At 36.7% G+C, this 13324-nt stretch carries 11 protein-coding genes and 2 tRNA genes; 6 read left to right on the top strand and 7 right to left on the bottom strand.

The genetic code is table 11. The features are described 5' to 3' along the window. The first annotated feature begins 14 nt into the window (after nt 1-14). Nucleotides 15-860, top strand: coding sequence for a phosphatase PAP2 family protein (locus tag BUC45_RS07095; RefSeq protein ID WP_296971218.1), 846 nt, complete (start codon nt 15-17; stop codon nt 858-860). A gap of 48 nt (nt 861-908) precedes the next feature. Here BUC45_RS07095 and BUC45_RS07090 read toward each other — a convergent pair whose 3' ends face one another. The 3 genes from BUC45_RS07090 to BUC45_RS07080 all read right to left on the bottom strand — a co-directional run bounded on the left by BUC45_RS07090 (nt 909) and on the right by BUC45_RS07080 (nt 5379). After that, nucleotides 909-2339 carry an RtcB family protein gene (locus BUC45_RS07090; RefSeq protein ID WP_296971217.1) on the bottom strand — a complete coding sequence of 477 codons (1431 nt, stop codon included), beginning with the start codon at nt 2337-2339 and terminating at the stop codon, nt 909-911. A gap of 116 nt (nt 2340-2455) precedes the next feature. Beyond that, nucleotides 2456-2680, bottom strand: coding sequence for a small acid-soluble spore protein SspI (gene sspI / locus BUC45_RS07085; protein WP_296971216.1), 225 nt, complete (start codon nt 2678-2680; stop codon nt 2456-2458). Nucleotides 2681-2883: 203 nt separating this feature from the next. Next, entirely contained in the window at nt 2884-5379 is a 2496-nt protein-coding gene (locus BUC45_RS07080; RefSeq protein ID WP_296971215.1) for an MBL fold metallo-hydrolase, read from the bottom strand. A gap of 196 nt (nt 5380-5575) precedes the next feature. Here BUC45_RS07080 and BUC45_RS07075 point away from each other — a divergent pair, with 196 nt between their 5' ends. The 5 genes from BUC45_RS07075 to BUC45_RS07055 all read left to right on the top strand — a co-directional run bounded on the left by BUC45_RS07075 (nt 5576) and on the right by BUC45_RS07055 (nt 7920). Next, entirely contained in the window at nt 5576-6700 is a 1125-nt protein-coding gene (locus BUC45_RS07075) for a class I SAM-dependent RNA methyltransferase (RefSeq protein WP_296971214.1), read from the top strand. Nucleotides 6701-6792: 92 nt separating this feature from the next. Then, nucleotides 6793-7263, top strand: a complete 471-nt coding sequence (gene smpB / locus BUC45_RS07070; RefSeq protein ID WP_041591424.1) for an SsrA-binding protein SmpB — start codon at nt 6793-6795, stop codon at nt 7261-7263. A 107-nt stretch (nt 7264-7370) separates the two neighbouring features. Next, the gene (locus tag BUC45_RS07065) at nt 7371-7586 is read left to right on the top strand and encodes a zinc ribbon domain-containing protein (protein WP_296971212.1); all 216 of its coding nucleotides are present in this window, start codon (nt 7371-7373) and stop codon (nt 7584-7586) included. Nucleotides 7587-7769: 183 nt separating this feature from the next. Further along, a tRNA-Gln gene (locus tag BUC45_RS07060) sits at nt 7770-7843 on the top strand. Between the two features lies 1 nt (nt 7844). Beyond that, nucleotides 7845-7920 (top strand) — tRNA-Glu (locus BUC45_RS07055). A gap of 356 nt (nt 7921-8276) precedes the next feature. Here the strand turns inward: BUC45_RS07055 and BUC45_RS07050 are convergent. The 4 genes from BUC45_RS07050 to rnr form a co-directional block, all read right to left on the bottom strand. Beyond that, nucleotides 8277-8753: a metal-dependent hydrolase gene (locus tag BUC45_RS07050; RefSeq protein ID WP_296971211.1), complete on the bottom strand. Its 477-nt coding sequence runs from the start codon at nt 8751-8753 to the stop codon at nt 8277-8279. Nucleotides 8754-9179: 426 nt separating this feature from the next. Beyond that, nucleotides 9180-9323: a hypothetical protein gene (locus BUC45_RS07045; protein WP_296971210.1), complete on the bottom strand. Its 144-nt coding sequence runs from the start codon at nt 9321-9323 to the stop codon at nt 9180-9182. 539 nt (nt 9324-9862) lie between these two features. Continuing rightward, the gene (locus BUC45_RS07040; protein WP_296971209.1) at nt 9863-10321 is read right to left on the bottom strand and encodes a hypothetical protein; all 459 of its coding nucleotides are present in this window, start codon (nt 10319-10321) and stop codon (nt 9863-9865) included. Between the two features lie 838 nt (nt 10322-11159). Further along, the gene (gene rnr, locus BUC45_RS07035) at nt 11160-13280 is read right to left on the bottom strand and encodes a ribonuclease R (protein ID WP_296971208.1); all 2121 of its coding nucleotides are present in this window, start codon (nt 13278-13280) and stop codon (nt 11160-11162) included. Nucleotides 13281-13324: the final 44 nt, after the last annotated feature.

Genomic DNA, 13324 nt, shown 5'->3' with positions numbered 1-13324 from the left:
GGCGGAGGTAAGTCATGGAACTGCAAGCCGAAATTATTAAAATTATTCAGTCCTTTAGCAATCCAATACTTGATACCTTTTTTATTGCAGTCACGAACCTGGGAAGCAGTCTATTCTATTATCTTATGATTCCTATATTTTACTGGAATATTAATAAAAAAACCGGAATAACCTTAATTGCATCATTGCTATTTTCAATGTACATTAATGTATCATTAAAAGAAGTTGTCACTCTTGCACGACCAATAGGATATCCGGGTATAAGAAGTTTATTCGTTATCTCTGCCGGGGGCTTTTCTTTCCCCAGCGGACATGCGCAAGGAACATCCACATTTTGGGGAGTTATTATGAAATGCTACCACCGTCGATGGGTTTATATACTTGGAACTACGGTTATTTTTTTGGTCAGCCTTTCGAGACTGTATCTTGGTGTCCATTGGCCTTTAGATGTTTTAATAGGCATAATTTTGGGCTTATCCATATCTTCCGTTTTCGTGTGGATATCAAGAATATGTAAGCCCATACCGCTGATTTACAATACAGTGCTCTCCATTATTGTGCCAATTATACTAGTTTGTTTATTTCCTTATGAAGATAATTTTATTTACACAGGAATGCTATCGGGTAGCTGGTTAGGATATGTTTGGGAAAATTACTTTATAGGTTTTGAGCCAAAATGTAAAACCAGGATTAAAACATTTATAAAATACCTGATAGGTATTATTGGTTTTTTATTGATATATGAGGGTTTGCAGTTAATTTTGCCGCCTTATAATTTTTGTCGTATGCTAAGATATTTCAGTATTGGATTATGGTTAACATTTGGAGCACCTATTTTCTTTTACCGACTTGGCCTTTAAAATAGCCGCCTAAAAAATACAAAATTCGTTTAACAGTCTAAGGCTTTATTAGGCTTCATTTCCTTCACCCTTAAGTACCCCCATTGGTTTAAGTTTTACTATGGGTTTAGTGAGGCCAGCCTCTACCAGAGTATATACAACATTATCAATGTCCTTGTATGCCAAAGGTGCTTCATCAAGTAAAGATTTAATATCCTTGGCAATGACGACCACATGGCCCATCTGATTCAGTAAACCTTCCCTAGTAAATTCCGATCTGGCTTGTTTTCTTGACATTACCCTTCCTGCACCATGATTCACAGAACAAAAAGTCTTTTCTATCTCAGGAGTCCCTATTACAACATAAGACCCGGTTCCCATGCTGCCAGGAATGATAGCAGGATGACCGGTTTCTCTATAACAAGCAGGGTTGTCCTCATGCCCGGCCGGTAGAGCCCTTGTTGCCCCTTTTCTATGTACTAAAAGCCATTTATTATATTTTTCCTTCTTGGCAATATTGTGGGCCACATCATATAACAAATCCAATCCCAAATCTGCTTCTGGTTTTTTTATTACCTCAACAAATGCTTCCCTAACAAAATGGGTTATTATCTGCCTGTTGGTAAAAGCATAATTCGCTGCGCAGGCCATGGCCTGTAAGTAATTCTGACCATCTCTCGATGAAATCGGCGCACATGCCAAGCCTTTTTGTGGGGCTCTTGTTTTATTTTTATCCGAGTTTTCCCACATAATTGTGGAGTAATCGCAACAAATTTGATGTCCAAAGCCTCGACTGCCAGTATGAATCATTACATATATATGTTGCTTATTTAAACCCCATTTTGATGCCAATTCTTCATCAAAGACACTTCCTATTCTCCCTATTTCTATAAAGTGGTTACCACCTCCTATGGTTGCTAACTGGTCTGTACGTTTTAATGCAGAATTGGGAACAGCCGAAAGGTTTGCCCCTTTTATACAGCCGTGGTCTTCAATTCTGTCTAAATCAGCAATTCTACCAAAACCTTTTTTTATATAATGTTCAACCCCTTCATAAGCAATACCTTCAAGGTTTGGTTTTTTTAAGACTTTTAATTCACTGGATTTGCCTACTCCCAAAGGCACTCTCTTTGAAATTGCCTTTAATAACTTTGTTAAAATACTTTTGTTTATTTCTTCGGCCGGTATCTTTGAAGTAATTAAGCGAACACCACAGTTTATATCCATACCGACTGCTCCTGCCGATACTACACCCACTTCATAATCAGTCGCCATAACACCACCGATAGGTAATCCATATCCTGTATGTATATCAGGCATGCCAATAATAGGGCTTACTACACCTGGCAAAAGAGAGGCATTGTACAGCTGGTTAAGGGCTTCATCTTCAACAAATTCTTCAAAAAGTTGTCGATTTAAATACACATGAATATCGACTTTGTCTTTTCCGGAAGATAAAATATAACAATTTTTTGAAACTTCTTTTAATTCCTTTTTCAACTTCAGTCTCCAACTTTCTAATTCTGATAATATCTACCAATAGCTTATCTTATTAAAAGTTGGTTTTCAAGCTTAGTAAACTGAAAAATCGGGGAAAGCCCCGATTTTTCAGTTTACTACATCTCAGTAGTTTGTATGCCTTGCATTATTTTATCCATCATGGTGTTTTTCTCAGTTGCATCGGATTTGTCCCATACAATCTCAAAAAGAATTCCCATCCCAGGCAGTGCCTCTTCCTCTCTTGTATCAATAGTTTCTTGGATATAGCCTTCAATCTCCTCCCGACTACTTCCTGAAAGATTGTGAATTACAAGATTTCTGATATCCAAAGCTGGTCCCACTACAATCTACCTTCCTTTCATTTTAATTCTAAGTATATTAGTTCCCAAATTTATAAAAAAAAATGACGGTTTGTACCATCATTTAAGAGTTTATTAGCTTTAACCTTGGAAAATTTATATAATTATACGCCAACCAGATTTTCCTCATCATCAATACACAGTTCTATTACTTCCTTAATATTTTTTAAGGCTTCATCTTACTTTTATTTAATTTCCAGAATTAATCCTGTCATATCTAAAAACTGTTTTTCAATTTCTTTTTTTATTAAGTCATCTATATCTTGAGCTACTACCAATTGTACAGACATTTTATCGAGAAATACACTCGGATTTCTCTTTGCTTTAATACCTTTTTCATTTATGAGGCGTTTTGTAATATTGATTATTTCTATTTGGTTGCAGGAGTCGCTTACGGTTATTGAATAGCCGGTTTCTCTTTCCAACTCTTTAATTACATTACTATATTTTTCACCAATGGGTTTTGATATAAATGAAAGTTCGATGTATTTCACACCATTGCTTGTTACTTTTATGCTTTTTTTATAAGGTCTGTGTGGTTGCGCATAAAATTTTTCATCTATATGCCTTAGAGCCTCATTTTGCTCCATTTGGTTTATATTTGTGTCAGCAAGTATATTAAGATTGGTTTCATCTTCCTCATTTACTGCTAAGGATAAGCCTGTTATTTCTTTAAATTTATCAGACAGCATTTTGCCATCAGGCAATTCGCCTTCTGCAAAAACTTTTACTTTGCCAGAGTGAGGCATATACGATATTTTATTTATTGTCACATCTGCAGGAAATAAATTATAAACAATCTCATCAATGGCAGATTTGTTTACATTTTCATTTATTTCAACACGCCAACCCGTATGCACCTCAAATTCTTTAATCTTACTATAATACTTTGTCTTGGCAATATCCGGAAAGTTAAAATATAGTAATGCGATTTTATCATCAAATCTTGCACCTTTTTTATACAGACCTGATTCGTAGCCGAAAAACTCATCTGCCAATTGCAGCATTTCATTGACTTCCATCACTTTAGGCTCGCTCAGCTTCTCTATTTCGCTTTCCTTTACAGCATGATATAGAAACATACGACGTGGGTTCGGTTCAAAGTACGGAGAGTTGTTTAGTATTTCCTTTACTTCTAATACGTCCTGCTCATACCCCCAAATTTCCATAAGTTCTTCTGCGGAAAGAGCAGTTTCTGTGCCTAAATTGTCTTTTATGAATTCCCATAATTCTTTTATACTTTCCTGATTTAGAGGTTCATTACGTTTCATATTAGGGTATTTCGCCATACCTCTTTGTTTTCGAGGTTTTTTTATATTTATTTCATATTGTTCTCCGTTCCGGGGCGCATATATAAATCCGTTAATATCCTTTTGTATTTCCTTGCCAAGACTGTTTATAGCTTCAGGATTGCCGTGGACTAAAAATATCCTCCGCGGGTATAAGTTATTAGCAATATTTAATATTTCCATCTTATCGGCATGAGCTGAAAGACCAAACTTGCCTACACGGCATTTTACACTAATCTCTCGCTCTCCTAATTTAATAGTTCTGTCCTGCTTTTTATCAGCATCATCATCAGTTTCAATGATTTTTAACAAATCTCTTCCCGGTGATTCTTCATCCTGATACCCGGTTACGGCAATTAAATTGTTTTCATTAGTTGCTAAACTTTGGGCATACATTTGACTAGGTCCGCCGGTTAACATACCTGAACTGGCAATAATAACACATGGATTTTTTGATTCTAAGATTTCTTTACGAAATTCAGGGTTGGCCACAGGGGATACATTGTCATCATAAAAGATATCCACTCCTCTAAATACTTTTTTTGCCAAATTTGATCTTAAATAATTTGGGTTAAGCTTATAAATCCGACAAATATCCTTCACCATACCATCGACGTAAATTGGACACGAAAGCAACTGCCCTCTGTTCATAGCTTTTTTTAATATCAGAATCACTTCCTGCGCCCTTCCCAATGCAAAGGCAGGAACCAAAACCTTCCCTCCGTTGATTATCACTTCATTTATAGATTCAATAAGTCTTTGTTCTTCTACTTGGCGGTTAGCATGAAGCTTGTCTCCGTATGTAGATTCAAAAATAGCCACATCAGGCCTAAGTTTAGGAACGGTAGCCCCTTCTATCGTATTTTGCCTAAATCCAGAAATATCTCCAGAATAAAACAAACTGCCTTCAGAACCAACTATATAAATAGACGCCGCACCTGCTATATGGCCTGCACTGTAAAAGGTAGCAGTAATATTACTGTCACTAAACAATTTAAAGCTAAAATTTGGTGAAAAACAAACGGTCCTACCCAGCATTTCCTGTACATGATTTTCTGCATATATGGGAATTTCTGGTTCTCTTTCCATTATTTTTAGACTGTCATATAAAAGAACTCTTGTAAGGTCTTTAGACATATGAGTCATGTATATAAGTGCGTTAGGAAATTGACGGCTTATGGCCGGGAGAGCACCTGTATGATCTGTATGGGCATGGCTTATTATAATAGCATCAATACCACCGTTTTCTTGAATTAGCCTAAAATCCGGAAGGGTATCCTTTGATGAAGTAAGCCGTATACCGCAGTCCAATAAAATATTTTTTCCGTCTATTGTCACAAGATAGCAGGAAGCTCCTACTTCTTGTGCTCCACCACAAAATATTAACTTCAAGTTTTTACCTCCAATTTTATTAGTATTTATAATTAATCTGTTGTTTTTTATTCTTTAACAAAACTATTATATCAGAAGAGGTTTGATTTTTCAGTATTATATATCGAATCGAACAGCAATATGTAGCTTAAAGTCTTTAATTTGGTATAATAAGTTTATCATACATTATAATTTAAGTAATAGACGGAGGTTTAAAATGACACCGATTAAACTTATAGCTCCTACCCTCTTCGGTATAGAATCAGTCACTGCAAATGAATTAAGGAGATTGGGATATAGTAATGTAACAGTGGAAGACGGCAGGGTTACCTTTATAGGTGACAAGCAGGCGATTTGCCGTTCAAACCTTTGGATACGCTCTGCCGAAAGAATTTTAGTAAAGATAGGCGAGTTTTCTGCCACAACTTATGACGAACTCTTTGAGAATACAAAATCTCTTCCATGGGATGAGTGGATACCGGAAGATGGAGCTTTCCCCGTAAAGGGCTACTCCTTAAAATCAAAACTTTACAGCGTTCCTGACTGCCAGTCAATAATAAAGAAAGCTGTTGTAGAAAAATTAAAAAATAAATATAAGAAAAGTTGGTTTGATGAAACCGGACCCCTTTATCAGATACAATTTTCTCTAATGAAAGACAAAGTTACGCTCATGATAGATACTAGCGGTCCGGGGCTGCATAAAAGAGGCTATAGGGAAAAGGCCAACATAGCACCACTTCGGGAGACTCTGGCAGCCGCAATGATACTGCTAAGCAGATGGAGAAGTGATAGGCCGCTGCTTGACCCGTTTTGCGGTTCGGGAACAATCCCCATTGAAGCCGCACTTATTGGAGCAAATATCGCACCGGGTTTGGATCGTGAATTTGTATCACAGGGCTGGCCGCAAATACCTAAGAAAATGTGGTGGGATGCAAGAAATGAGGCTCATTCACTGATAAAGAAAGAAAAGCTGGAAATTAGGGGTTCGGATATTGATAAAGAATCAGTAAAGCTTTCTAAGGAAAATGCCTATAAGGCAAATGTTGATGAATATATTACTTTTGAAAATGTGGCTGTAAAGGACATCAAGCCCTTTGGAGACTATGGTTGTATTATATGCAATCCACCGTATGGTGAGCGTATGGGTGAAAAACATGAAGTAGAGCAAATCTACAAGCAAATGGGAAAAGCCTTCAAACAATTTGATACATGGTCAAAATACATACTCACACCACATGAAGACTTCCAAAACCACTTCGGAAAAATTGCAGATAAAAACCGAAAATTATATAATGGCATGATAAAGTGTTATTATTATCAATACTTTGGCCCTCGATTTTAGGAAATATCTAGTATATGAGCTTTTAATGATATATGATATAATTAGTATAGTACAACTTTAGAGTTTAGAATTTCCAACAAACGGGGGTTTGGATATTGGAAAAAAAATCTCGAGACCTTGTCGTGAATCGAAAAGCAAGGCATGACTATCATATATTAGAAACTTTTGAAGCAGGCATTGCTCTTACAGGTACTGAAGTAAAATCTGTGCGTGAGGGAAAATGCAATCTCAAAGATAGTTTTGCAAGAATTGAAAATGGCGAAATATATCTATATAATATGCATATAAGCCCATATGAAAAGGGTAATATTTTTAACAAAGACCCTTTAAGAACACGAAAGCTGTTAATGCATAAAAAACAAATTAACCGACTTTTTGGGCAGGTTAAAGAAAAAGGCCTGACTCTCATCCCACTTAGATTATACTTAAACGAGCGGGGACTTGTTAAGGTTGAATTAGCCTTGGCTAAAGGTAAGGCTCTATATGATAAACGTGAAGATGCAAAGCATAGAGATGCTGCAAGAGAAATAGAAAAGGCCTTCAAAGAGTTTAATAAAGCATAAACTATGATTTAGCTGCAGGAGAGATGTGCTTTCCTTAAATTTGCAGTAAATCATAGTTATAATGCTACTATTTTTTAATGATAACATGTTTGAGGAAGGGAAGAAAAATGCCAACATTTGATTTTGAATGCCGAAAATGTGGTAATCGTTTTAGTGAATTTGTCAGCATTAAAGATAAGGATAATGTTTGCTGTCCAGAATGTAATGGTGAGGTAAAGCAGCTTTTCACCGGTTTCCTTTTTACGAGGAAAAGTAATGCGAGCAGCACAGGCACATCCTGCAGTTCTTGCAGCGGAGGCAATTGCAGCACATGTGGGCATTGATTTTGATGCAGCAATTTAATGACTTAACACATGATAAAGTATTTTAAACTCATGCATTTCTCGCACTTGACATATAATGACTAATCCTTTATAATCTATAATTGCAAAGCCGATGAATACAGAAAACAAGTGGTTTTAATCACTTGGCAAAAATATAATAAGCTAATCTGGGCTTAGCAATGATGCGGGATTGTGTAACGGTAGCACCCATGACTCTGGATCATGTTGTCCAGGTTCGAATCCTGGTCCCGCAGCCATGGCCATATCGTCTAGGGGTTCAGGACGCCGCCCTCTCACGGCGGTAACGGGGGTTCGAATCCCCCTATGGCTACCAAAAATTAGTCAAAAAAGTCTTTTTAATAATCGTCAATTGTCAATTTTAGTCTTGTAATGCAACCCGTACTGCAACGGGTTTATTTTATTATATGGGAGCGTGTCGAGTTTATCGACTGCTCTTCTTTTTTCGTCACTTTTGGCGGTGTTACTAGTTCAGCTTGGTTGATTGCTCTCAACTTTTTAAGTGGGCTGAGAAGAAAGAGTCTATGTCTTCATTTGTAATGAGAATATCTAGTTCCCTTGTTAGGTTCGTACACTTCTTGGACCTCCGAGGGAACTACAAAATAGTACAAATAGTTGTAGACGTATTATTTCCTTTTTTTGAAATATTTATTGTTATTCCCCTTGTATGCATTAAAAAGCGAATATTTGTTCTATTTTTGCAAAAATAAAAATAGCCATAACAGCAAACAGCATCTTTTCCGCAAAGCTCCCAGTTCTTATTAAAGGAACCCTAAACCTTTTTTTAATAGGCCATAAAAGCGGAACTCCTGCAGGATTAAGCATATCTGCCAATATGTGCGAGATATACCCTGCACCTATATAACGACTTAGGTACTGCATGGAAACAGGTAACACTGCTTTAAATGAAAACAGCACTGCTACACATCCTATTAATGAGTGCATTACTCCTCTATGTCCAAAAAAAAGATTAACCGCCCTTGATGCAACTGGCCATTTTCTTCCTATCTTAGAGTATGGTGCATCAATATCCGGGAAAAGAGCTGCTACACTGCTGATACAAGTAGCAATTATCATTTCCTTACCTGTTGTCGGAGCAGTAATTATGCCTGCTACCGCTCCTATAACAACATGTGTATGCCAAAGCATTTTTAAAACCTCCTAGCAGTTCACCAACTCCCTATGGTCAATGTGGCCACAAGGATACTGTCTTGCGATAAACCTATCTCCATCATCACTGCCTAACAACCACAGGATGCCAAGCATACGACCATCTATAATAAATGCCTGGTTTAAACCTCAATAACTCCCTATTCTTTGCAGCTTTTTTCCAGCTATAGATTGCAGCAAGGGACATACTATATTTTGTCGCAATAGATTCAGCTGAAAAGTGATGCTCTTTCAAGAATGAAGATGGGATATAATGCTTGACGCAACACATTTATCATCACCTTTCGATATTTTCTTACTTAACTATAGTTGCTTTGAGGCTAGCTCACGTGGGTTCTGGTACTCACATAATTCCTCTAATCAGCAATTTCCACGTTTACCCATTATACACATCATATCCATAAATCAGCATTCGGGTATTTCTCCCATTCCCTTAATATAGAAATTGCTTCTTCGCTTAAAAAATTGTTTTTTATCAGCCACTGAAAACTCCTTTATTAAAATCTCCCATGCTTCCGTCATTTTTTTGATTCGGTATTCTTTATCCATAATATAACCTCCTCAGGAAGTCAGTTATTTGAATAATTGGATTCAATCAAAGGTGGAATCCCATCTCTCTTTCAATAAGCCGTGAAACGATGCCTTAGCGACATCTGATACAAGTCCTCTTATACGCGAAAAACAAAGCTGGCCTGGCTTAAATATCCCGTACGCAAAAAAGGGTAACGAGATATCTTCTGGCAGTTTCGCTATTTCTTTCGATGTGTTCAGCACATGAAGTAATAGGCCTTTAACGTCTTCCGTTTTTTCTCCACCTCTCAAATAATCTAAAGCAGATTGGGCTAAAGATCCATAGAAATCGTATTTAGATACAAAATCAATCTTGTACGAAAAGATTGATGTTAAATGTAAAATACTTTCCTAGCACTTTTAAATTCCATAAAATCTTCAATGACGCTGCACATTTTATTATGTAAAGTAGAATTAATGTGAGAACTTAGTTGGGACATTTGCTACCTATCATACTTATTTAAAAGTTTTACTAGGAATATCGTTGTCCTTCTTTTTATTTTAGTCCTCATCGATTATTACCGCTTTAGGAATAATTCGTCGAAACGATTTGTCTTGATTTGCATAGCGTTATCTCTGCCTCCGCCAACAGAAATTCTAAACGCCCGTTCATGCTTTTTCCGGCTTACTGTAATAGATGTTTTTTGTAAATCTATAATTTCCCTGATTTCGTCTTTGTTTAAAATTACAATTTCGCTTTTAGTGGGATTTTCTGTGCCCTTATCCTTTGCAAGCTCATCGAACATATCATCGGTTATGACGACGTTGGATGGGGGAACATCTACTATTCCAACTATCTCGTTTGCCGCAGTACCCCCTTTTTCGGAAGGCTTGCCCATGAAGGTGGTTATACCCTTGTTGTTTAAAAGTTTTATGAACTGGGTTACCTGATCACGCTGGAGAGGTTTATCCACTTCATAGGACTCAAAGGTGAGCCTGCCGGGTATCATGCCGCTTGACAGGTCGTTTTCATACATGTAGTAAATTGCCTGACGTTCGTTAAGGTTAAATCCATTCTTTGCCGCAGCAACTCTTGCAACCTGTCCTCTGGTAATAGCGCTGTCCTTTATCCTGTCATCACTGTATCCTTTAAAGGGAAGCTCCCATTTTAAAAGCTCGTCGTATATCGGCTACGGTCATGACAAAGATTGACAAAAGTATGACAACAAATGCCAAATTGATTGATCTTTTTAACATAAGATTGTCCTCCCTTGTTTTTTCGCTCTTATTTTATAATACAACAAAGAAATTGACAAATCCTGCCGGTTGATTCTTAAATGCGTGTACCCTTATTTTTACATTTTAAGACAAAGATACCCCTTTCTAGGCTGGTGTAATTTTTTGTCACCTATTTTTCACAATAAAAGAGCATCAACTTCGGTATAAAATGAAATGCTTTTATGGTTTAGTTGGCCATTATTTAACTTCTGGGTTGACTAATCTATATAATCTTGTTTTGCTTTTACCTTTACTTCATCCATACCACCATCTACTTCTGAATTGAGTTTGTTTTATATCTTAGCTTTGTAAATAAAAAAAGCTTGTTAAGACTTAATTAATTATAAAAAAGTTTGAGTATCGCAAACAACGCTTAAAAAAAAGTCGGCATTCAAGACAGGCCGTAATCAAAAGCCTGTCTTTTTGTATAATAAAAGCACCGGTTTCCCGATGCTGTAAGTTTTTAGCTGAAACGGCAGGACCCAAACCTTCTGCCTGTCTGATTTCTTTACACAATTGCTTATTATATTGCACTAAATATGTCACTTGCTACTATTGCATTTATATATCTTTCTGTTATAATTTCCCTTTCTCTTATCAGTCTGCTAGCACAAAATCTATTTGCCTTTCAGCGACATTTACTTTGTACACCTTGACTTTCACAATATCACCTATTCGAAAAGTTCTGCCTGTCCGTTCACCGTATAATATCATGGTTTTTTCATTAAAATGATAGTAATCGTCTTCAATATTGCTTACGTGCACAAGGCCTTCTATGGTGTTGTCCAGTTCAACGAAAATACCAAAAGGTGTAACTCCGGAAATAATAGCATCATCATACACCTGTCCAATTTTTGTAGACATATATTCAGCAATTTTCAAATTAACGGATTCTCTTTCTGCTTCCTCAGCGATACGCTCACGCTCAGAAGATATTTTAGCTATTTTTTCTACAAGTTTACCTAGCTTTTTCTGACGCTTTAAATCAAGTTTATTTTCTTGTTGTTCCCGTAAAATCCTGTGTATTGCAAGATCCGGGTAGCGCCGTATGGGAGCAGTAAAATGAGTATAATAAGGTGATGCAAGACCAAAATGGCCTAAATTCATCTCACTATATTGGGCTCGTTTCAAAGATCTCAGCAGCATTGTATTTATCAAACGTTGTTCAGGCTTACCTTTTGCCTTTTCCAAGATTTGCTGTAGAGATTTGGGTTTTATGTTGTTCGTTCCTTTTATGGTGTAGCCGAGATTGTAGAGAAATTCTCGTAGAGCAATAATTTTTTCATCATCCGGTACTTCATGAACTCTGTAAATAAAAGGTACTTTCAGCCAGAACATATGCTCTGCCACTATTTCATTAGCTGCAATCATAAATTCTTCTATAATGCGGTTTGATATTCGTCTCTCTTCTTTTACTACATCGATTGGCCGCCCCTGATCATCAAGAATAACCTTAGTTTCATCTAAATCAAAATCTAGACTTCCTCTTGCAAATCGTTTCTGTGTTAATTTTTCTGCTAACTGCTCCATTAAAGTTAAGTCATCTACCAAGTAATCAAATCGTTTCACAACTTCCGGATCTTTTTCTTCCAAAATTTTATTTACTTGAGTATATGTCATTCTTTCACAGGTTTTAATAACTCCTGGCGTTATTTTGTAACTCTTAACATCGGCATTTTCGTCAAAATCAATTATTACACTCATGGTAAGTCGGTCTACTTGAGGATTAAGACTACATATACCATTGGAAAGTTTTGGTGGCAGCATAGGAATTACTCTATCTACCAAATAAACGCTGCAACCTCTTTTCAAAGCCTCTGTATCCAAAGGGCTTTTTTCCTTTACGTAATAACTCACATCAGCAATGTGAACTCCCAGTCTATAACCATCATTAGTTTTTTCAATAGAAACCGCATCATCCAAATCTTTAGCATCTTCACCATCAATGGTCACAGTTTTTAAGTTTCTAAAATCCTTTCTGCCTCTTAAATCTTGCTCTCTTACTTCATCAGGAATTTGTTCTAACTGTTTCATAACCTTTGGCGGAAATTCTAGAGGAAGGTCGTACTTCTTTATTATAGATAAAACATCAATACCGGGTTCGTCTTGATGACCTAATATTTCTACTATCTCTCCTGCTGGATTTCTACGCTTACCCGGCCACTCCGTAATCTGGGCAACAACCTTATGCCCTGTTTTTGCACCTTTCGCTTTTTCTTTTGGAATAAATACATCGTAGAATAATCTTTTATCATCTGGTATTACAAAAGAAAATTGCTTACCTTTTTCTACAGTCCCAACAATTTTTTTATTAGCTCGTTTTAAGATGCGGATGACCTCGCCCTGTGTTTTCAAAGTCCTGTCTGCCGGTATTTTAGGCCGAACCAAGACCAAGTCACCGTGCATTGCACCATTCATATCTTCGCGACTGATATAAATATCTTCCTGTTCTGTGTTATTAGGCACTAAAAAAGCGAATCCTCCAGGATGGCATTCCAATTGACCTACTATCAAATTCATTTTTTCCGGAACACCATATCTTCCCCTGCGGTTTTTTACCACCATTCCGGTTTTTTCCATATAATCAAGGGTTTTTATAAGGAGGTCTATTTCACTTCTATCAATATTCAATGCTGAAATAAGTTCCCCTTCGGTCATAGGTTTATACGCTTTTTCCTTCATAAATTCCAACAATTGTTCATTTAAAGGCACATACATCTCCCCTATTCTATTTGAAATTCTATTGAACAGGTTTGTCTATA

The sequence above is a fragment of the Tepidanaerobacter sp. EBM-38 genome (genome assembly GCA_001896545.1).
Classification (GTDB): domain Bacteria; phylum Bacillota; class Thermosediminibacteria; order Thermosediminibacterales; family Tepidanaerobacteraceae; genus Tepidanaerobacter.
The sequence above is the reverse complement of the archived record's forward strand: the minus strand, read 5'-3'. Positions and strand labels throughout refer to the sequence as shown.

Excerpts from the sequence above, each read along its gene's own strand:
- BUC45_RS07095 (WP_296971218.1), top strand. The coding sequence starts at position 15 with ATGGAACTGCAAGCCGAAATTATTAAAATTATTCAGTCCTTTAGCAAT.
- BUC45_RS07075 (WP_296971214.1), top strand. The coding sequence starts at position 5,576 with ATGACACCGATTAAACTTATAGCTCCTACCCTCTTCGGTATAGAATCA.
- BUC45_RS07065 (WP_296971212.1), top strand. The coding sequence starts at position 7,371 with ATGCCAACATTTGATTTTGAATGCCGAAAATGTGGTAATCGTTTTAGT.
- BUC45_RS07050 (WP_296971211.1), bottom strand. The coding sequence starts at position 8,753 with ATGCTTTGGCATACACATGTTGTTATAGGAGCGGTAGCAGGCATAATT.
- BUC45_RS07045 (WP_296971210.1), bottom strand. The coding sequence starts at position 9,323 with ATGGATAAAGAATACCGAATCAAAAAAATGACGGAAGCATGGGAGATT.
- BUC45_RS07040 (WP_296971209.1), bottom strand. The coding sequence starts at position 10,321 with ATGTATGAAAACGACCTGTCAAGCGGCATGATACCCGGCAGGCTCACC.
- rnr (WP_296971208.1), bottom strand. The coding sequence starts at position 13,280 with ATGTATGTGCCTTTAAATGAACAATTGTTGGAATTTATGAAGGAAAAA.